Consider the following 20,198-nt stretch of genomic DNA (forward strand, 5'->3'; position numbering starts at 1 on the left):
CCCCCACTTACCCAATTTCTACACAATCTAGCAGCTCTTGTACGACTCGTTGATGATCGACCCCATCTGCCAGTGCATCGTAGGTCAAAGAAAAACGGTGGCCCAATACAGACGGAACCATGGCACGCACATCGTCAGGAGTAACGTGGTCACGTCCTTGCATCCACGCATACGCACGAGCGCATTTGTCGAGTGCGATGGAAGCACGAGGACTAGAGCCAATCTCAATCCATTTTGCTAAGTTTGAATCGGCATAACGCTCTGGCTTACGAGTCGCCATCACTAACGCAACGATGTAGTTTTCCACTAGGTCCGATACCACGATGTTTGGTAACTGACGGCGCGCTTCTAGCACCACATCTGGCTCGATGTGTTTTGGCGTAATAATTTCGCTGCTGGTTTCCGCACCTAATTCTTCACTGCGCACCAAACGGATGATGTCACGTTCAGCGTCGTCTTCTGGGTAATCGACGGTAACCTTCATGATAAAACGGTCCATTTGCGCTTCTGGCAGCGGGTACGTGCCCTCTTGTTCTACTGGGTTTTGCGTTGCAAGCACCATAAACAAGTCTGGCAATACGTGAGTTTTATCGCCTACCGTGATTGTGCCTTCGGCCATGGCTTCAAGCAGTGCGGCTTGTACTTTGGCTGGCGCACGGTTGACCTCATCGGCAAGCACTATGCTGTTAAAAATTGGCCCAGGTTGAAAATGAAGTTGCGGCTTGCCATCCAACTCTTGATAAACCTCGGTTCCCGTCACGTCCGATGGCAAAAGATCTGGCGTAAACTGAATTCGACCAAAACTGGTGTTTAACAAGTTCGCCAACGATTTTACAGAACGTGTTTTTGCCGTTCCCGGCAAACCTTCTAGAAGAATGTGCCCGTTCGTTAATAACCCGATGACTAAAGCTCGAACCACGTGGCTTTGTCCAATGACGCTTTTTTCTGTTTGTTCGATGAGTTCTTTTATCGCTTGTTGTGCGTGGTTCATAGGGTACCTTTTCAGTGGTTTAAGCCGTCTTTTCAATAGTTAAGTATAAGAACAAATGAAATAACTTAAGGTTATATTCACTATGTTATCTTTGCGGTTCTTCAGATTGGAGAAGCTGTGCAAGACCAACCAACATCGGTAATGCGTAATCAAAGAACATTTTGATTCCCGAACACAGATAGTTTAGTCCAGCCTCGCCATTCGGCGTTTTGAGCAGACGGTTTTTCGGACACTCGCCCCAGCAATAAGGCAAGTAGGGACACTGCTTACAATACGTCGGCAAAGATTCGCGTTTTGCCATGCCAAAGGTGTATTGTCGTGTAGAGAATGCCATGTCATTCAATGAGTGTTCATGAATGTTGGCGAGTTTGTATTCTGGGTATACATAGTGGTCGCAACTGAACACGTCGCCATTGTGCTCAATCGCCAAGCCTTTGCCACAAAACTCAGCTGTCACGCAAAGCTGAGACGGTTTCCCCATTACTTGCGCTACCGCGGTTTCAAACAGGTTAACCAGTACACGGCCAAGATCGTTATTCACCCATTCTTCAAAGGTCGCCATTAAAAAGCGTCCCCAGTCTTCAGGATCAACCGACCAATCCGTCACAACAGACATTGGATGACCCGGTTTCGCCAGATCACTGCCTTTGGTTGGGATCATCTGTTCGTTCCAGAACTGCGGTGCGGTTGTTTGGAAGTCGTTCGCTTCAACCACCGGTGCAAACTGAATGTATGTCACACCCAATTCTTGGGTTAAAAATCGATACACTTCGAGCGGGTATTTCGCATTATGACGATTCACCGTCACCAACGCGTTGAATTTCACGCCATGCGCTTGGAGCTTATCTACCGCTTTCATCACCAGATCAAACGTCGGCTTACCGCTGCGGGTTTTGCGATATTTGTCGTGCAGCTCTCGTGGCCCATCAATCGACAAGCCAACTAGGAAGTTGTGCTCTTTTAAAAACGCACACCACTCATCGTTTAGCAAAATGCCGTTGGTCTGAAGATCGTTTTCAATGCGAACGCCTTGCGGCTGATGTTTCTTTTGCAGAGCTACGACATTGCGGAAATAGTCCAGCCCAAGTAGCGTTGGCTCCCCGCCCTGCCATGAGAATACAATTTCTTCGCCATCCTGACTTTCGATGTAGCTTTTCACGAACGCTTCCAATGTTGCGTCGTCCATTTTGGGCTGCTTTTCTTGGTGCAGTAGATTTTCTTTATGCAGATAAAAGCAGTACTGACAATCGATATTGCATTTTGCTCCGCCTGGCTTTGCCATCACATGGAATCGACGGTCGTACGCACCCGGAACCGTTGCTTTAGACGCCGTTTTAAGAGGCACAATAGGCATAGTAGTAGAATGGCGAGGGGAAATCTTACTCATACGTTTCTCACTATTTAATATACCCAAATAACCTCGCAAGCGTAGTGCAGTAAACGGGAAGCTATTTGGGTATATAGCGCTCCGAAGAGCGCTATGGATTATCGATGTTCTTTATTACTTAGAAGACTTAGGTACGAATGAACCTGCTTCCATGCGAGGTGGGAACTCTTTAAACGTACCCATTACCTCTTTCACTTTCTCTACCGCTGGCATCATTAGGAATGAACGCTCGTACATCCAACGAGAGTAACCCATACCTTGGTCACCACGTTCGAATGGATCGATACTCAAGTCGAAGATCAATGGAACACGAAGTTTAGTGAAAGGCTTACGCCATACATCCATGCCCGTTTCATTCTCTTGAATCATAAAGTGGAACTTGTACTTTCCTTGACGTAATGCCACAAGATCGCCGTCATCGCTCCAGTAAACGAATTCGTTACGAGCAGATTTGTCTGACTTACCCGTTAGATATGGCAGTTGGTTGTAACCATCTAGGTGAACTTTATAGTCCATATCACCAACTTTCTTACCTTTTAGTAATTCATCTTTAACTTTGGTGTCACCCGCAGCAGCAACCAATGTCGGGAAGAAATCCTCTAATGACATCATGCCGTTGAACGTTTTACCTGCTTCGATGTTTCCTGGCCATTTAATCAACATCGGCACACGGAAACTGCCTTCCCAACCAGTGTTTTTCTCTGAGCGGAATGGTGTCATCCCTGCATCAGGCCACAAATCAACCATAGGACCGTTGTCAGTGGTGTAAACAATGATTGTATTGTCATCTACACCCAACTCTTTGATCTTATTAAGTAGCTGACCGATTTGATCATCGTGCTGCTTGACACCATCCGCGTAGAAACCAGCACCTGTTTTACCTTGGTATTCTTCAGGAACATGCGTGAAGTTGTGCATGCGAGTGGTGTTAAACCAAGTAAAGAACGGCTTATCCGCTTTTACTTGTTTTTCTATGAAGGTTTCCGCGGCATCAAGGAATTCACCGTCAACATTTTCCATACGCTTACGCGTAAGTGGACCGGTATCTTCAATTTTGCCGTCAGCGTAAGAGTGGATTACGCCACGAGGGCCAAATTTCTTCTTGAACTCTGGATCTTTAGGATAATCCACGTTCTCTGGCTCTTCTTCCGCGTTCAAGTGATATAGGTTGCCGAAAAACTCATCAAAACCGTGGTTAGTAGGAAGGTGTTCGTCTCGGTCACCTAAATGGTTCTTACCAAATTGTCCGGTTGCGTAACCCATTTGCTTGAGCACGGTTGCAATCGTTGGATCTTTTTCCGAGATACCTTGCGGAGCGCCTGGTAAGCCCACTTTTGATAGACCAGTACGTTTTGGCATTTGACCAGTAATGAATGCAGAACGGCCTGCTGTCGAACTTTGCTGTGCATAGAAGTTAGTGAACTTCGCACCTTCTTTAGCAATGCTATCGATGTTCGGCGTGTTGTACGCCATCATGCCTTGGTTGTAGGTACTAAGGTTCCAGTAACCAACATCATCACCAAAGATGACAAGAATGTTGGGTTTGTCCGCTGCGTGTGCAACTGCAGATGCAGCGCCTAATGCTAACGTACATGCGTTAAGTACGAGTTTTTTACTGCTCGTTTTGGTCGCATTTTTCATATTATCTCCAAGAGTTCGCTAGTGCGTAAAAATGGTATTCGCTTTTCAATACCATTGTTGATATAAGATAAAGCACTAATTTCAGGCGATAAATGCAGTCAGAATTAGTTAACCTATAAATTAAATTTATGAGTGACGTTATGGACTTGAATTTGATCCAAACTTTTCTTGTTGTCGCGGAGTTCCAATCTTATACAAAAGCCGCGGAACAATTGGGGCTTACGCAACCTGCTGTGAGCGCTGCAATAAAGCGTTTAGAACAAGTGGTCGATAAGCAATTATTTGTCAAAAAAGGGCGAGGTATCGCACTAACATCCACCGCCTATCAACTGCTACCGCAATTCCAGCAAGCGGTTAATATCATTGACAATGCGATATCCGATAAGAATCATTTTGAAGTGTGTTGTTCCGAAATTTTATTGCACATTATGGACCCGATAAAGAACACTATTTTTTATGAATCACCACCCGAAAAGTTCTTATTATTTGAGCTTCTAAGACAACAAAAAGTCGATCTTGTCATTGATACTGTTATCACAAAAGATGCGGCGTTTATTATTGAAGATGCCTACGAAGAAGAGGCGGTGATTATCTGTCGTGAGAATCATCCCCGCGTGCAAGGCTCGCTCTCAAAAGAGCAGTTTTATGAGGAAACTCACTGTTTGTTTTCAGGGAAATGGAACAACATGAGCGGTTTTGAACAGCTATCCCAAGAAACTATTCAAGAGAGAAAAGTCGATTTGATCACATCTTCGCTTGCTGGTATGGCGTTGTACGTCGCGCAACGCGATTGTTTAGGCTTAGTGTCTCAATCTTTTGCAAACAAATGGAGTAAAGCCCTTAAGCTTCAAGTTCTGCAATGCCCTATTTCTATATGCGCTATCCCTTACAAGTTTGTTTACCATAAGCGAGAGATGAACAACCCTGCTCATATTGCGCTACGTGAAAAAATTAAAGCGAACTTAACGGCAGCCCACTACGAGCCAGTTTCCTTGTAGGCCTTGTTGATTCGCATTTTCTTTGCCATTCGTTGCTCTGAAAGCTTTTATTAGACGGAAAAAAGAGGCTCATATGAGCCTCTTTTCTATATGGTTGCATCGTATTGCTTACGTAGCACTAGCCTACTTATTTGGGTTCTCTTTTAATTTCTCCATCACCTGATCGAGCGAGAAGCTTGCTGCTTTTTGCCTTGGCGGGAACTCTTTGAAGGTTTCTAGGAACTTACTCACGTACGCTTGTGCTGGCACTAACATGTATGCCCTATCCATCATCCAATCGTAATACGTGTTGGAGGTAACATCCGCAACTTCATAAGGGTCCATGCGCAAATTAAAGATTTTTGGTACCCTTAATGGTGTAAAAGGTTCAGCCCAAACGAGTAATGTGCCTTTTGCACGCTGCTCCAAAAAGACGATTTTCCAATTGTTGTATCGGATCGAACTCAAATCACCATCGTCAGTAAAGTAAAATATCTCTTCACGCGGTGCTTTCTCTTCATTACCAGTGAGGTATGGCAGGAAGTTATAGCCGTCGAGATGAACTTTGAATTTTTCGCCACCAGCACTATAACCCTTTAGCAGCTTCTCTTTGATGTTGTCATCACCAGCGGCAGCTACCAAAGTCGGCATCCAGTCCATGTGGTGCATGATGTCATTCGAGACAGAACCCGCTTTAATTTTGCCCGGCCAACGCACCATTGCAGGAACACGGTACGCACCTTCCCAGTTGGTATTTTTCTCGCCACGGAATGGCGTTGTACCCGCATCGGGCCACGAGTTCATGTGTGGGCCATTATCGGTTGAGTAGAAGACGATGGTGTCGTCTTTAATGCCTAAATCATCCACTTTTTTCAGTAGTTGACCAACGTGGTTATCGTGCTCCACCATCCCATCAGCGTAAGTACTGATGCCTGTTACCCCTGAGTTCTTTTCACTTACATGAGTTCGATAATGCATACGAGTCGAATTCCACCAAACAAAAAATGGTTTTTTCGCTTTTACAGCACGATCCATGAAGTCGAGTGCCGCATCTAACGTCTCTTGATCGACAGTTTCCATACGCTTACGAGTCAGAGGCCCTGTATCTTCAATTTTGCCGTCAGCGTAAGAGCGAATCACACCGCGTGGGCCAAACTTCTTACGGAACTCAGGATCTTTAGGGTAATCGACGTTCTCCGGTTCTTCCTCAGCGTTCAGGTGGTAAAGGTTACCAAAAAACTCATCGAAGCCGTGGTTAGTAGGAAGATGTTCGTCTTTGTCTCCCAAATGGTTTTTACCAAACTGACCTGTCATATAACCCATGGGCTTTAGAAGCTCTGCAATCGTCACATCTTCAGGTTGCAAGCCCAAATCGGCACCAGGAAGTCCCACTTTACTTAGACCCGTTCTGAGCACAGTCTGGCCAGTAATAAAGGTGGAGCGACCCGCAGTACACGATTGTTCACCGTAGTAATCCGTGAACATCATGCCCTCTTTCGCGATGCTGTCGATGTTTGGTGTTTTGTATCCCATCAAGCCAAAGGTGTACGCACTGAGATTGGACTGGCCAATATCATCACCCCAGATGACGAGAATGTTAGGTTTCTCTGCCGCGATACTGCTACTTGTCGCGCCAATTAAGGCGGCGGCAAGAATCGCTAATCGACGTTTTACGCCATATTTCGCTGTCATATAAACCTCTGTGTGTATTAGAAAAGAGCTTCCTGCAACAGAATGTATAGTCTAGAAATAGTGGATAAGCGAATCTTAGAAATAAGAACTTTAGATACATTAACAGCTGCTCTAATTCCCCAAAATAGCTGATTATTTGCTTTAGAAATTGTGGTAATACTTATTGATTTGGCGATTTAAATTGGTGCTCTTTCCGTCGTAGAGTTATTTCTTCCATATCAGAATTTTGATATGACTCAGACATATTGCATTACAAATAAAATACAGCATTGATTTCACGCCAACATTAATGATAATAGTTTTTACTATCATTAATAATTAAAATGCCAATATGTTTGAGTCTACCCTTTCGTCTGCTCCTAAGACGGCAGCTTCCGATTACGGTCTCAATAATGAATATGAGCTCGTACTGGACAAGCACAGCCATACTGTGATGATAAATCGTCCGCCAGACAAAAAGTTAGTTCAGCTTACAAGCGTTCAATTCGAGCTGCTCCGTACTCTGACTCATTATCAAGATCAAGTACTTAGCAAACCTTTCCTTTATGAAACGGTACTGAAGCGCACGTTCTCAGAGCATGACCGCGCACTCGATATGCACATTAGTAGAATAAGAAAACGACTGGTTAGCGAAGGGATTAACGCGGATCGAATTCAGACCGTTCATCGACAAGGTTATGTATTTAAGCATTCAAAAAAGTAAAGAAATCGCGTCGAATTGCTCCAACTTTTGGTAATTGACCGCTTATTTTGCTTTAATTAATGCAAATTCTAATCACGTAAAATAACTCAATGAATTTGCGCTTAATTTTTATACTTTGCATTGCTACATTGTTTGCTGGCTGTGCAACCTATGCGGGCCTTAACTATGACCAACTGTTTGGTCCACAGCTCGTTCGTGAACGTACGACGGACGTAGCTACACCTCAAGCAAACTTCTTCCAAAGCGAAGTCAAACCCATTATGGATAACCGCTGTGTCGTCTGTCATGCGTGCTACGATGCACCATGTCAGCTTAAGCTTTCTTCCGTTGAGGGCATTGACCGTGGCGCGAGCAAAGCATTGGTATATGAAGGAACAAGACTCACTGCCGCAGCGCCAACACGCTTATTCGAAGATGCAGAAACGACCCAAGAGTGGCGCGATGCGGGTTTTCATCCGGTTCTTAACGAACGTGATCAGAGCATGGCGGCCAACATTGATGCAGGCCTCATTGCACGTTTGCTACAACAAAAAGAACGCCACCCGCTGCCTGATCAAGTCCAGTTAGAAGGTTTTGATTTTTCGATAGACCGAGAACAAACCTGTCCAACAATTGAAGAGTACGAACAGTACGAAAAAGATAACCCAACCTGGGGAATGCCTTTTGGTATGCCAAACCTATCAAACAGTGAATACCACACACTGATGACTTGGCTGGAAAACGGCGCGATAATGAACGTTCATCAACCAATTAGTGAACAAGAGCAAGCTCAAATCGACAAGTATGAAACTTTGCTCAATCGCGCTGATCTAAAAAATCAACTGATGGCTCGCTATATTTACGAGCATTTGTTTTTGTCTCACCTCTACTTTTCAGAACTCACTGAAGATCCTCGATTCTTTACATTAGTTCGTTCTTCTACTCCACCAGGACAACCAGTAAAACGTATTTCAACACGTCGCCCGTACGATGATCCCGGGGTTGAGCGCGTGTTTTATCGAATTATTCCAGAACAAGGGACGATTGTAGATAAAACGCACATGCCGTTCGCGTTAAACAAGCAACGTATTGAAAACTGGAACACATGGTTTATCGATGCTGATTACACGGTTAATCAACTACCGAGTTATGAACCTGAAGTTGCTGCAAACCCGATGACATCATTTATCGATCTTCCGGTTAAATCACGCTTCAAGTTTATGTTGGACAATGCACAAAACACGATCATGGCTTACATTAAAGGGCCTGTTTGTCGTGGCCAACTTGCATTGAATGTTATCAATGATCGCTTTTGGATATTCTTTCTAGATCCAGATAAAGCAGATATCCCTGAAGTAAATGAGTTTTACCGTTCTCAGGCTGATAACCTAAGACTGCCAGCAGAGCAGGAAAGCAACACGCTGCCTGTTACCAACTGGGTTAAATACGCGCGTCAGCAAGCTCGCTACCTAGAAGCCAAGTCTGAATTTACCAATAACTGGTTTAAGGAAGGCGAAAACCTATCCACCGACGTAATTTGGGACGGTAATGGTACCAACCACAATGCGGCATTAACGATTTTCCGCCACTTTGACAGCGCGTCAGTCGTACAAGGGTTAGTTGGCGAGCAGCCGAAAACGGTATGGATTCTTGACTACGCGTTACTAGAACGCATCCACTATTTGCTCGTTGCTGGGTTTGATGTGTACGGCAACTTCGGCCACCAACTCATGACACGAATGTTCATGGACTTCTTGCGTCTGGAAGGCGAAAGTAACTTTATCTCGTTGCTGCCAACCGACATGCGTCATGAACTGCAATCAAGCTGGTATAAAGATCAAAGTCCACAGTTAAGTGACTTTTTACAACGCAACGTGAAGCCATTTAACCAACCAACCAGCGTCGAGTACAAAACTGACGATCCAAAAACAGAGTTAGTCGAATTGCTTAGAGAACGAGTCTCAGATGTTCTTCTTCCGCGCTACGAGATTAAAGATACTGAGCTTTCTGCTCAAAGTGAAAAACAGCTCCAACGTATTGGCCAAGTTCGTGGAGAAGGCCTGAAAACCGTTCCGCAAATCACCATGCTTATGGTGAGAAGCCAATCTGGAAAAGATGAGTTGTTCACCCTACTTCACAATAATGCACACACGAATATCTCTAGCTTGTTTGATGAAGAAAGCAACCGGGACTTTGCTAACGATGATATGACCATCGTACGTGGCGTTGTGGGAAGCTACCCTGCGGCATTTTTCTCGATCAACGAAAATCAAGTAAAAGAATTTGTCGATCAATTTAGTGCCATCCAAAATGAATCCGATTACGTTAAGTTATTGGATAATTTTGCGATTCGCAGAAGCTCAGAAAAATTCTGGCCGTTTAGCGATCGTCTGCACAATTGGTACCGTACAAAACAACCGATCGAATTTGGATTACTTGACTATAATCGTTTTGAGAATCGATGATGATTTAAGGGGGTTCTCATGGGTATCCGAGATAACATTGCCGCTCTTGAACAACAGATTTACGTTGCTTGTTCTGAGGGAGACTACGAAACGGTCAACATGCTTGAGCATCAACTCGAATACTTGCGTGGCAAAGTGGAGCATCCTTTTGATGACGACCCTTATGCCCTAGACACTCGATTCGAGTGGGAAGATGACATGACCAAATAGAAAAAACCTCCGGCTTGCCGGAGGTTTTTGTTTTTGGGATGCAATTGATTTACTTCGCCATCAACTCATCAAGAGCTTGAATTGATTCAGACACTTGAGACGCCAATTGATCTTTACTCGCCATGTAGGTTTCTAAAGGTTGAGGCGCAGCTTCAATTTCTTGGCAAGAGTTCATTAATGCCGTAAGCCCTAAACTCCCTGCGCTGCCTTTTAGTTTGTGAGCAAGGTTCTTCACTTCTTTACTGTCATTACCACCAGCAGACGCTTGCAGCTTGCTTAGTACATCGGCACTGGTCGTTCTAAACAGATTAATGATGTGCAACATCTTCTCTCTGCCCAAGATTTTCATATCGGACTCAATTACGCTCGGGTTAATGATGACCACATCTGATTCCTCTGTTTTAGGGACTTGAACAACCTTTGATTGTATCGCTTGTTCTTGAGGCGAAGTTTGATCAAACGGGGTACAGTCGGCATTTTGTGGCAACAACAACGGTTTTCCATCCAGCGCATCCTGAATCAATGCCGCTAGAGCTTCTTTTGCCAATGGTTTAGGTAAATACCCGTCAAAACCTGCAGCTAAATAGCGCTCAACTTCTTCGGCAAAAACGTGCGCAGACACTGCGATCATAGGCGTAGCAGCAAGGGCTTTATTGGCTGGTTTGTTACATTCAATTTGTTTTAAACGTTGGATTAACTCGGTTCCATCACAGTCTGGCAAGTTGATGTCGACTAAAGCGATATCAAAATCCTGCGTGCTGATCAGTTGCTCTGCTTGTGAGCCGTTTTCTGCCATCACGACCTGGTGGCCCATGCTTTCTAAAAAGCCTTCCGCAACCACTCGGTTTACTTCATTGTCTTCTACCAACAAGACTTTCGCTTTCACTTTGCAGCGCGCGGTTGCCACTGCACCGGTTTCAACAGGTTCACTTTCCTCTAATGGAATAGAGAACCAGAATCGACTGCCATGTCCTTCTTCAGAATCGACTTCTAAAATGCCGCCCATCGCTTCAATGATTCGTTTACTGATGGCAAGGCCAAGCCCTGTTCCTCCTGTTTGACTCATCCCACCTTCGGCTTGCGTGAAGGCATCAAACAACGTTCTCTGATCTTTTTTGGCAATACCTATCCCGGTATCTGATACTTCGAATAGGACTTGCGACTCATCCTCTGGGTTGAGGCTAACATAGATATCAATTTCACCTTCGTCAGTAAATTTAATCGCGTTTCCGACGAGGTTGTTCAGCACTTGACTGATTCTGGTGACATCCCCTTTCCAATAGCGACTTACATCACTTTCGATATGATAGGAAAACAACAGCCTCTTCTCTTGAGCTCGACTGTTCATCAACTGGAAAGTGTCTTCAACCATTTGGTGTAAATCGAAGCCCATGTGGCGAATCTCTAAATGCCCTGCTTCAATCTTGGAGTAGTCCAGCACATCATTCAGAATCGCGAGCAACGTTTTACCACTGCGGTTGATGATTTCCGCATAACGCTTTTGAATAGGGTTGAGGCCTGAGTCAATCAACAAACGTGCCGTTCCGAGCACTCCATTCATCGGCGTTCTGATCTCATGGCTCATGGTCGCCAAGAATGCTGATTTAGCTCGACTCGCTTGCTCTGCTTGCTTACGAGCTTTCGCGTGATTCAAAACCTCTTCATTCAAACGACGGTTTGCTTGTTTTAACTGCGAAGTGCGTTGCTCAACGAGCTCTTCCAAATGCTCTTTGTGCTCTTCGAGCTCTCGCTTGGCTTGAGCTTCTCCCTCTGCGACCACTTTTAGCGCTTGCGCTGTATTTCGAGCCGTGATGATAGCTTGCCCCATATGCGCTAGCTCATCTTTGCCTTTTACCTCCAGCTCGACGGCTAAGTTACCCTGCGCCACAGAAAGCAGCGCGGCAGAGTACTCTGCCAATCGCTTAACCACAGAAAGGTATACAACACGCCATAAAATCAGCACCAACACAATCAAACCAACAATTGAAATCACCGTTAGAGACCACTGAGCGAATTTCAGCGTGCTCGTCAATTCATCCACAGCGACGGTTGTTGTTTTGTTTGAATCATCAACCAATTTGTTTACGGTACCATTCAGCTCCGAAAACAATTCCAGTGTCTTTTGCATCAGTTGTTGAGATTGTTCGTTATTCTCATACTGCTGCATCAAAATAGTGAACACGACCTGACGCTTACCGAGCTCTGTTAGTAGTTGGCTCATTTGTTTAGAGCGAGTGGGATCTTCTACGGCAAGCACACGGCGCTTCATGATTTTGAGATTACTTTCAAAATCACTTTGCACCTGCTGGATTCGCTCAATATTGGTTAATGTGCGAGCTTCTTCAATTTGATTCAGCATTTTAAAAGCCAATAAGTGCAGCTCATGCAATCGCTCTGTCAGATCTAGATCCACTTCCACCAGCGCATCTAGTGCCTGATAAACTTGCGATTTTTTATTCGATTCTAATAAGTCATAGATATGTGTGACGTTAGCAACGGCAATGGTGCTCGTGTTCTGAACTTGCGTGCGAGTTAGCTGTTCCAACTCTTCACTCAGTAAGCGCATCTCTTCGACACGAGTATCAATCTCTTTTGCCAGCCACAGCTTTCTTTCAACCGAAACACCAAGTTCTGCCAAGTTGTCGATAACGTTCTGGACGTTATTCTCGAGATCTTCTAGCAATTGAGAATCAAACGACTCACTCCCCAGCTCTTTGATATGAGTAAGCAATGATTCGAGCTGTTCGAAAAGCACACGCCCAGACTCTTTTCTTTCCTGCTCGTTTCTTGCGTTTGATAACAGTTGTACAGACGAAATGATGCGAGTACTCAACTCAGAGACTTGCCTCGCTTCAATCATGGCGGGAATTGCAGAATCCACGACATTTCTTTCCGTCTTGGCAACTAAAGAAAATCCAGACACACCAATAAGTGCCGATAACATAACCAGCATTGCCATCGCAATGAAAGACAACAAGAGTTTACGACCGATGCTTGCGGTTGCTAGCAACATATTTTCATGACCTTAATGTTCGTGTTCAGCGACATATTACGTTATATTTTGCAGTGTTTACTTAATCTATGCCAACGAACTTCATTTCATGGTTAAAAATCAACACGCATTTCGCACAATTTTCAAACATTCTGCAGTCACATTAGCCCTTGTCGCTTCTTTACCAGTGGTTGCAGCAGAAAAAGTATGTGCCATTTACCCTCACCTAAAGGATTCATACTGGTTATCAGTAAACTATGGAATGGTGTCCGAAGCGAAAAAAGAAGGCGTCGAGCTGAGAGTCCTTGAAGCGGGTGGCTACCCAAACAAAACGCGTCAAGAGCAACAACTCGCACTGTGCAGCCAATGGGGAGCAGATGCGATTGTCCTTGGGACAGTGGACCCACAGGCCTATGAACATTCGCTTAAGAATTGGGTCGGAAACATTCCTGTCTTTGCTACTGTGAACCAACTCGATCTGGATGAAGAGCAAAGTGAGCTGTTAAAAGGTACGGTCGGTGTTGACTGGCACTGGATGGGATACGAAGCAGGAAAATATCTGGCTGCTCGTCATCCAAAGGGATCAGGAAAAACAAACATTGCCTTACTTTTGGGGCCGCGTACTCGTGGAGGTACGAAGCCCGTGACTGCCGGATTTTATGAAGCGATCCAAGGAAGTGATATCAACATCGTTGACTCGTTTTGGGCAGACAACGACAAAGAGTTACAGCGTAACCTGGTTCAACGTGTGATTGATATGGGAAATATAGATTATATCGTTGGCAGCGCGGTTGCGATTGAAGCCGCTATCAGTGAACTGCGTAGCGCAGGCAAAGCTGAGGAGATCGGTTTGGTTTCTGTGTACTTAAGTCATGGTGTTTACCGAGGCCTATTGCGTAACAAAGTACTCTTCGCGCCAACAGATAAAATGGTGCAGCAAGGCAGGCTTTCCGTCATGCAAGCAGCGCATTACTTAAGGGGAAAAGAGTATGACAAACATGCCTCACCAACGATCAAACCACTGACTCCGAAGACACTTCATGACGATACGATCGAAGAATCGTTATCTCCGTCAGAATATAGGCCGACATTCCGTGTTAAGGCTGTTGATTGAAAGACAAAAAACGTGTTCTATTGAATAACAACAATTTTAAAATCATATAAACGGAAACATCTTGATGCAAAAAACCATTCGTACCATGCCAACCCACAAACATGTGGCTTTGGTTGCCCATGACAACTGCAAACCTGAGCTACTTCGCTGGGTAAAAGAAAACAAAGAAAAACTGCAGAGTCACTTTCTTTACGCGACAGGCACAACCGGGCACATGTTGAGCAAAGAAACTGGACTGGCGATTAAGAGCATGATCAGTGGCCCAATGGGCGGTGACCAACAACTTGGCGCGCTCATTTCAGAAGGTAAGATCGACGTTCTCGTTTTCTTCTGGGATCCGCTAAACGCCGTACCTCACGACCCAGACGTTAAAGCGCTTCTTCGTATTGCTAGCGTTTGGAATATTCCTGTGGCAACGAACCGAGCCACCGCTAAGTTCTTGTTTAACTCCCCTCTTCTTGAGCAAGAAGTGGATATTGAAGTACCGGATTACGAAGCGTATCTTGCTGAACGCATGTAAGCTTTGATGCCAACCGAATAACGTAAAGGCGATACTGAGTATCGCCTTTATTATTTCTAAAATTCAGAACTCTGCCTTCAACGCGAAGTGATGATCGGATAATCACCATTGACGAGCTCTTGAACAAATGCGGACCCAGCGCCAGTGTGCGTAATCCAAACCTTCTCTTTCGCACGCGTAATCGCCACGTAAAACAGCCTGCGCTCTTCTGCGTGAGGGAATTTGTCTTTAGACTCGGTCAATGCGCCATCAATGTGAATTTGCTTCTTCTTCGCAGGGAATTGCCCCTCATCCACAGAAAGAATAATGACAAAATCAGCCTCTCGCCCTTTACTCGCATGGCAAGTCATAAAACGAATATCGAGATTAGGAAAACGTCGCAACCAATCGTCATACAAGTCGGGCTTGTGATAATGATTACGTCCTAACAATAAAACTGACTTGGTTTGCTTGGCTTGTTGATTCAATTGATCCAAGATCTTTTCAACTTGGTTACTCGGTGCGGTATGCACACTCTTCTGCTTACGTTGCTTGTGGCTATTAAGTGTTTTCGGCAATTGCGATGGGTTTTGCTGAACAAAAGTGTTTGCCACATCACCAATCTGATTGTTGAAACGATAAGTCGTATCTAGATGATGAACGGTAGAGTGAGCAAAGCGCTCTTTAAACCCAGTAATAAGATCGACGTCCGCACCAGCGAACTGATAGATGGCCTGCCAGTCATCACCAACCGCAAACAACGTCGCACCCGCTTGTTTCTGTGTGGATTCACACAGTGCTTCAATCAGTGCTAAACGGTCTGGAGAGATATCTTGGTACTCATCGACCATAATGAAGCGCCATGGGGAGACAAATTTCCCTTTATTTACATAATCTGTCGCACGACTGATCATGGTAGGGAAATCCACTTGATTGCTTTCTTTAAGCATTTTCTGCCACGCCGTAAAACATGGCCAACACAAGGCGAGTTCGCTGTTTAAACGAGTATAGTCTTGGTGATTTACCAACTTTTCTTGCACTTGCTTTTTGGTTAGCCCTACCGCAGCTAAGTGAGACAGCTGAGAGTCTAGCCACGCGATCAGTTTTGGGTTTTCAGAGTGACTTCCTAACTCATCGTCCCCTTTTAAATAGGCAATCGGCCATTTGTCTAAATGTTTTTGCCAACGTTTAAAGTTAGTAGGCGTCATCCAATGCTTTTTCAGCCAATCTACACACCATGCCGTTCGCTGGTTGTCATCTAACGCCAACGGACTGATCTCAACAGGCTGTTGCTCAACTTGATTAAGTATATATAAGCCTAGTTGATGGAACGTATTCACACGCACACCGTCTGCGGCCATGCCTACTTTATCCACTAAACGCTCTTTCATTTCAGTCGCGGCATCACGACCGAAAGCCAGCATAAGCAACTCTTCTGCTTGAGCCTGGTGGCTTTGCAACAAGTATGCAACTCGAGCCGTTAAAACACTGGTTTTGCCAGAGCCTGCGCCAGCAAGGACTAAGTTGTGATCATCGTTGAGCAACACCGCATATTGCTGGGATAAGTTTAAAGGCGAAGATTCTATGCGATTAAACAGCACTTCCCAATTCGGACGCTCTTCCTCAAGCCAATCACGATTACGCTCACCAAGCGTCGCAGACGTATCAATAAGCCAAGGTTCGATTTCCGCCATGCGATTCGGCATCCGCATTTTGGCTTCTTCTAGAGTGGTTTTCATTTCGCTTAACTCTTGGTTAAGACTTTCCACCCAGGAGACCACTTGAGAGTGCGATAGATAGGCAGGAAGATGCTTAAGTTTGTAGAGCTCTTCTTCCCACTTAGGTAGATACTCAGCCAGTTTTCGGCACTGAGTATTGTGCCATTCTTGATACTGACGAACAGCTTCAAGAGCAAACTTACGGCATTGTGGCCACGGTAGCCCTTGTACTAGCCAACTTTGTTGTTTGCCTTCGTGCTCATGAGCAAAAAACTGCAAAGAGCTCCATAACAACCCACGCTTTACGCTAACTTTGCCATTCCAGATCGTAAAAGGAATATGTTCTTCACTGCCTATTGAGCTTAATAAAACACTGTTCTCTTTTATTTCGACGTGATGGTACTCATTTTGAATAAAAAACTGTGCTTTGCTAGTGGCAGTGAGCTGCATGAAACGTGCGCCTTTTAATTTAGAAGTTGTCGATTTATATCATTTTAAGGCGTCAAATTGTAGCAATGGCGAGCACCTAAGTAAGCATCTTCTTTTATTCTTTAATAAAATTCACATTACTGTCGATTTAGTAACCTAAAGCTCATTCTATTTGAAGCTGACTTTACAATTATAGACACATTGCATGGCTGCTTTAGTATAAGTCAATGACATCCCTGTTGATTTTATCAGCAACAACGAATTTTTCTTAAAGTAAATCATAAACGCGCTATAGTGGGTTTGGTAGTATTCCCCCGTTCTTCATCGGAAACATAAGGCGCATTGTGCAAGCAACTTCTAAATTTCGGCTCTATTGGGCAAACAAGACCATAAATTACAGCGTTCTTATCCTAATCACCTTACTGGGTGTAGTTATCCCGACTTGGTACTTCGAGCAAAACACGCTGATCACGCCGCTAATACTGGGCGTTATTGCTGCTGCTTTGGCAGAGAGTGATGATAGTTTCACTGGACGCATCAAGGCGCTGATTCTGACCTTTCTCTGTTTTGCGCTCGCCGCTTTCTCAATTGAAATCTTGTTCGACACCCCTTGGGCATTTGCATTAGGGTTATTTATCTCAACCTTTGGTTTTATCATTCTTGGAGCGATAGGTCCTAAATACGCGAGCATTGCTTTCGGCTCTTTGCTGATCGCCATTTACACCATGCTTGGCGCACATGAGAGTACTAACATTTGGTTTCAGCCACTGCTGCTTTTAACTGGTGCGGCTTGGTATTACTTCATGTCGATGATTTGGCAGATATTTTGGCCTCTTCAGCCTGTACAACAAAGCTTAGCCAATGTGTTCTTCCAAATGGCAAATTATCTCGATGCGAAAGCCAAGCTTTTTCACCCTGTCACCAACCTAACGCCACAGCCACTTCGGATTGAAGCCGCCAAGTGCAACGCAGCGACGGTGATGGCGCTAAACGCTTGCAAAGCCACATTACTAAACCGCTCGAAACGCGGCCACATTGATGGCCCTAGTGACCGATTCTTAAATATCTACTTCATCGCTCAAGACATCCACGAACGAGTCAGCTCTAGCCATTACCGCTATCAAGATTTAGCAACTGAATTTGAACGTTCTGATGTGCTGTTTCGTTTTAAATATCTTTTGGAATCTCAAGCCCAAGCGTGTCGCGATATTGCATTAGCGATTCAGCTAGGGAATGAATACTCACATACCGATCAGTCCATCTTGGCCTTAGCTGAAGTGCAAAATTCACTTGCTTACTTAGAAGAACAAAAGCAAGGACACTGGAAACGTCTGCTAATGCAGTTAACATATTTATTCAATAACTTAGCGACGGTAGAAAAGCAACTGAATAACATTAACAACCCAGATGTTGAGGGCCTAGAGGAAGATACGCTCGCCGATACTAACCCGCACACATTAAAAGCCATGTGGCAGCGTATATCCGCGAATTTACACAAAGATTCGATGCTGTTTCGACACGCATTGCGTATGTCGATTGCCTTGACGATTGGTTATGGAATCATTCAAGTATTCAACATCGACCGAGGTTACTGGATACTCTTAACCACTCTCTTCGTGTGTCAGCCGAACTACAGCGCAACACGTCAAAAACTGACAGCGCGAGTCATAGGCACTTTAGCTGGTTTGTTAATTGGCGTACCATTACTGACTTTCTTCCCTTCTCAAGAAAGCCAGTTAGTATTCATCGTTATTTCTGGCGTGATGTTTTTCGCCTTTCGGATGAACAATTACGGATACGCAACTGGTTTTATCACACTACTGGTCCTCTTCTTATTCAACCAGTTAGGTGAAGGTTACGCGGTTGTGCTTCCTCGACTGGCTGATACCCTCATCGGGTGTGTGCTTGCTGTAGGAGCCGTGCTGGTTATTTTGCCAGATTGGCAATCGAGAAGGCTGCACAAAGTCATGTCGGATGCGATAGATGCTAACAAACAGTATCTCGATCAGATCATTGGTCAGTATCGAATTGGTAAAAAGGACAACTTGAGCTATCGCATTGCTCGTCGTCAGGCCCATAACAGTGATGCCTCACTTTCTTCTGCCATCAGTACAATGCTTGCGGAACCTGGTAAATATCGTGCTGCCGTTGATGAAAGCTTCCGCTTCTTAACGTTAAATCACGCAATGCTGAACTATATTTCTGCTCTTGGTGCGCACCGAACTCGCATTGAAGATGAGTCAATTCATAAGCTCGTTTTAGATGCACACCGCTGTATTCATCAGCATTTAGACGTTCTCCATAAACAGCTTCACCAGCATTGCGAAGAGTGCGATTTATCTAATATTGACGACGCAGGGCTTGAGCAACGCTTGAATGAGTGGCGAGATGAAGATGATAGTTCGGCTCGCATGGTATTGCAGCAACTTCACCTTATCTATCGCATGCTCCCAGAGCTACATTCACTCGCCAGTAAGTTTGCAGTGAGGGTTAACTAGTAACACACGCATATAAAAGGGAAGCGGATTGTCGCTTCCTTTTTTCTTTCTACTTTTCTATCTACCCCAAAGTGGGTAATTATTACCTTCATAGGAAAAATCTGACGTATCACTTAACGCACCTTGACAATATTCGGACAAAAAGCAATCGATCAAATTCTAATCTACCTAGGTTGAATAAATATGTTGTATCCAAAGGACGAAGAATTTCGGGAAATGAAGGATAAACCGAATTACAACGAGGGTATTGAGATGAACGCACAACAATTTAATGAACTTAAACAAAAGCTCAGTGATTTAACGGCGAGTCAGTTGAAATCATTACAGGGTGAGATAAGCGTAAAGTTAAACAAAACACAAAACCCAGTACTTTCTGTTGAAGAAAGAGAAATGCTTTCTAAACTGTTTGCTTAATCAAATCATTGATATAAAACACTTGAACGTTTTATAAACTCCACCTATGCTCTCATTAGCATAGTGTTGGGAGTGGTGATATGCCTGTATCAGGAATTCAATCTGGGCAACAAATTGTTCAGATGTCACAGCAGATGGCTGAAAAAGCTGCGCATGGCATTAATGATAATTTAGGTAAAGTGAAAGAAGAGATCGCTTCTCACAACATCGATTTGGCTAAAGTGGCAGATGTCGCAATAACCGCTTCAACTCCTAGTCTCCCCTCTCAAAAAGTTGAATCACTCATCAACCTTACGCAAGCTGCAGGTTACAACCGAGTGGGTGCGTCCGTCATTGAGAAAAACAATGAAGTCATTGGCAGCTTACTCGATATTCACGTCTAAAACTTCTTAGTTCCGACCTGTCACTACAAATCCGTAACAAGCCCTCTCTTGCTACCTAATGTTGTGCTATTTCGATTCAATAAGTCTCAATAAAAATCAATAACTC

Annotated in this window: 15 protein-coding genes; 9 read left to right on the forward strand and 6 right to left on the reverse strand. The window is 44.4% G+C overall.

The window, feature by feature from the left end; translation table 11 throughout:
* Positions 1 to 7: 7 nt before the first annotated feature.
* From ACZ5ZC_RS00175 to ACZ5ZC_RS00185, 3 genes are all read right to left on the reverse strand, one after another.
* The gene (locus tag ACZ5ZC_RS00175; RefSeq protein WP_005376549.1) at positions 8 to 991 is read right to left on the reverse strand and encodes an AAA family ATPase; all 984 of its coding nucleotides are present in this window, start codon (positions 989 to 991) and stop codon (positions 8 to 10) included.
* A gap of 85 nt (positions 992 to 1,076) precedes the next feature.
* Positions 1,077 to 2,378: an anaerobic sulfatase maturase gene (locus ACZ5ZC_RS00180; protein ID WP_464931606.1), complete on the reverse strand. Its 1,302-nt coding sequence runs from the start codon at positions 2,376 to 2,378 to the stop codon at positions 1,077 to 1,079.
* Positions 2,379 to 2,492: 114 nt separating this feature from the next.
* Positions 2,493 to 4,019, reverse strand: coding sequence for an arylsulfatase (locus tag ACZ5ZC_RS00185; protein ID WP_006742790.1), 1,527 nt, complete (start codon positions 4,017 to 4,019; stop codon positions 2,493 to 2,495).
* A 140-nt stretch (positions 4,020 to 4,159) separates the two neighbouring features.
* Here ACZ5ZC_RS00185 and ACZ5ZC_RS00190 point away from each other — a divergent pair, with 140 nt between their 5' ends.
* On the forward strand, positions 4,160 to 5,017 hold the full coding sequence (locus tag ACZ5ZC_RS00190; RefSeq protein WP_005396661.1) for a LysR family transcriptional regulator: 858 nt from the start codon (positions 4,160 to 4,162) through the stop codon (positions 5,015 to 5,017).
* A 123-nt stretch (positions 5,018 to 5,140) separates the two neighbouring features.
* Here ACZ5ZC_RS00190 and ACZ5ZC_RS00195 read toward each other — a convergent pair whose 3' ends face one another.
* Positions 5,141 to 6,688 carry an arylsulfatase gene (locus ACZ5ZC_RS00195; protein WP_085344631.1) on the reverse strand — a complete coding sequence of 516 codons (1,548 nt, stop codon included), beginning with the start codon at positions 6,686 to 6,688 and terminating at the stop codon, positions 5,141 to 5,143.
* Between the two features lie 331 nt (positions 6,689 to 7,019).
* Here ACZ5ZC_RS00195 and ACZ5ZC_RS00200 point away from each other — a divergent pair, with 331 nt between their 5' ends.
* The 3 genes from ACZ5ZC_RS00200 (at position 7,020) to ACZ5ZC_RS00210 (ending at position 10,045) form a co-directional block, all read left to right on the forward strand.
* Positions 7,020 to 7,391 (forward strand): winged helix-turn-helix domain-containing protein, encoded by a 372-nt coding sequence (locus ACZ5ZC_RS00200; protein WP_464931607.1) that lies wholly within the window; start codon positions 7,020 to 7,022, stop codon positions 7,389 to 7,391.
* A gap of 89 nt (positions 7,392 to 7,480) precedes the next feature.
* On the forward strand, positions 7,481 to 9,835 hold the full coding sequence (locus tag ACZ5ZC_RS00205) for a fatty acid cis/trans isomerase (RefSeq protein ID WP_464931608.1): 2,355 nt from the start codon (positions 7,481 to 7,483) through the stop codon (positions 9,833 to 9,835).
* Between the two features lie 18 nt (positions 9,836 to 9,853).
* On the forward strand, positions 9,854 to 10,045 hold the full coding sequence (locus ACZ5ZC_RS00210; protein WP_054867428.1) for a hypothetical protein: 192 nt from the start codon (positions 9,854 to 9,856) through the stop codon (positions 10,043 to 10,045).
* Positions 10,046 to 10,094: 49 nt separating this feature from the next.
* Here ACZ5ZC_RS00210 and torS read toward each other — a convergent pair whose 3' ends face one another.
* Positions 10,095 to 13,058, reverse strand: coding sequence for a TMAO reductase system sensor histidine kinase/response regulator TorS (gene torS, locus ACZ5ZC_RS00215; protein ID WP_464931609.1), 2,964 nt, complete (start codon positions 13,056 to 13,058; stop codon positions 10,095 to 10,097).
* Positions 13,059 to 13,146: 88 nt separating this feature from the next.
* On the opposite strand from torS, the gene torT reads away from it, so the two are divergent.
* Both torT and ACZ5ZC_RS00225 read left to right on the forward strand, forming a co-directional pair.
* Positions 13,147 to 14,151, forward strand: coding sequence for a TMAO reductase system periplasmic protein TorT (gene torT, locus ACZ5ZC_RS00220; RefSeq protein WP_048624953.1), 1,005 nt, complete (start codon positions 13,147 to 13,149; stop codon positions 14,149 to 14,151).
* Between the two features lie 64 nt (positions 14,152 to 14,215).
* Positions 14,216 to 14,671, forward strand: coding sequence for a methylglyoxal synthase (locus tag ACZ5ZC_RS00225; RefSeq protein WP_005376571.1), 456 nt, complete (start codon positions 14,216 to 14,218; stop codon positions 14,669 to 14,671).
* A 77-nt stretch (positions 14,672 to 14,748) separates the two neighbouring features.
* Here ACZ5ZC_RS00225 and helD read toward each other — a convergent pair whose 3' ends face one another.
* Positions 14,749 to 16,818: a DNA helicase IV gene (helD, locus tag ACZ5ZC_RS00230; RefSeq protein WP_006742784.1), complete on the reverse strand. Its 2,070-nt coding sequence runs from the start codon at positions 16,816 to 16,818 to the stop codon at positions 14,749 to 14,751.
* 323 nt (positions 16,819 to 17,141) lie between these two features.
* Between helD and yccS the strand changes: the two genes are divergently transcribed.
* From yccS to ACZ5ZC_RS00245, 3 genes are all read left to right on the forward strand, one after another.
* The gene (gene yccS / locus ACZ5ZC_RS00235; RefSeq protein WP_005396670.1) at positions 17,142 to 19,295 is read left to right on the forward strand and encodes a YccS family putative transporter; all 2,154 of its coding nucleotides are present in this window, start codon (positions 17,142 to 17,144) and stop codon (positions 19,293 to 19,295) included.
* Positions 19,296 to 19,547: 252 nt separating this feature from the next.
* A complete protein-coding gene (locus ACZ5ZC_RS00240; protein WP_005396671.1) occupies positions 19,548 to 19,709 on the forward strand; it encodes a hypothetical protein in 162 nt (53 codons plus the stop codon).
* 80 nt (positions 19,710 to 19,789) lie between these two features.
* Positions 19,790 to 20,092, forward strand: coding sequence for a hypothetical protein (locus ACZ5ZC_RS00245; RefSeq protein WP_053807815.1), 303 nt, complete (start codon positions 19,790 to 19,792; stop codon positions 20,090 to 20,092).
* Positions 20,093 to 20,198 lie beyond the last annotated feature (106 nt).

This window comes from Vibrio sp. JCM 18905, assembly GCF_055393305.1.

Excerpts from the sequence above, each read along its gene's own strand:
- ACZ5ZC_RS00175 (WP_005376549.1), bottom strand. The coding sequence starts at position 991 with ATGAACCACGCACAACAAGCGATAAAAGAACTCATCGAACAAACAGAA.
- ACZ5ZC_RS00180 (WP_464931606.1), bottom strand. The coding sequence starts at position 2,378 with ATGAGTAAGATTTCCCCTCGCCATTCTACTACTATGCCTATTGTGCCT.
- ACZ5ZC_RS00185 (WP_006742790.1), bottom strand. The coding sequence starts at position 4,019 with ATGAAAAATGCGACCAAAACGAGCAGTAAAAAACTCGTACTTAACGCA.
- ACZ5ZC_RS00190 (WP_005396661.1), top strand. The coding sequence starts at position 4,160 with ATGGACTTGAATTTGATCCAAACTTTTCTTGTTGTCGCGGAGTTCCAA.
- ACZ5ZC_RS00195 (WP_085344631.1), bottom strand. The coding sequence starts at position 6,688 with ATGACAGCGAAATATGGCGTAAAACGTCGATTAGCGATTCTTGCCGCC.
- ACZ5ZC_RS00200 (WP_464931607.1), top strand. The coding sequence starts at position 7,020 with ATGTTTGAGTCTACCCTTTCGTCTGCTCCTAAGACGGCAGCTTCCGAT.
- ACZ5ZC_RS00205 (WP_464931608.1), top strand. The coding sequence starts at position 7,481 with ATGAATTTGCGCTTAATTTTTATACTTTGCATTGCTACATTGTTTGCT.
- ACZ5ZC_RS00210 (WP_054867428.1), top strand. The coding sequence starts at position 9,854 with ATGGGTATCCGAGATAACATTGCCGCTCTTGAACAACAGATTTACGTT.
- torS (WP_464931609.1), bottom strand. The coding sequence starts at position 13,058 with ATGTTGCTAGCAACCGCAAGCATCGGTCGTAAACTCTTGTTGTCTTTC.
- torT (WP_048624953.1), top strand. The coding sequence starts at position 13,147 with ATGGTTAAAAATCAACACGCATTTCGCACAATTTTCAAACATTCTGCA.
- ACZ5ZC_RS00225 (WP_005376571.1), top strand. The coding sequence starts at position 14,216 with ATGCAAAAAACCATTCGTACCATGCCAACCCACAAACATGTGGCTTTG.
- helD (WP_006742784.1), bottom strand. The coding sequence starts at position 16,818 with ATGCAGCTCACTGCCACTAGCAAAGCACAGTTTTTTATTCAAAATGAG.
- ACZ5ZC_RS00240 (WP_005396671.1), top strand. The coding sequence starts at position 19,548 with ATGAACGCACAACAATTTAATGAACTTAAACAAAAGCTCAGTGATTTA.
- ACZ5ZC_RS00245 (WP_053807815.1), top strand. The coding sequence starts at position 19,790 with ATGCCTGTATCAGGAATTCAATCTGGGCAACAAATTGTTCAGATGTCA.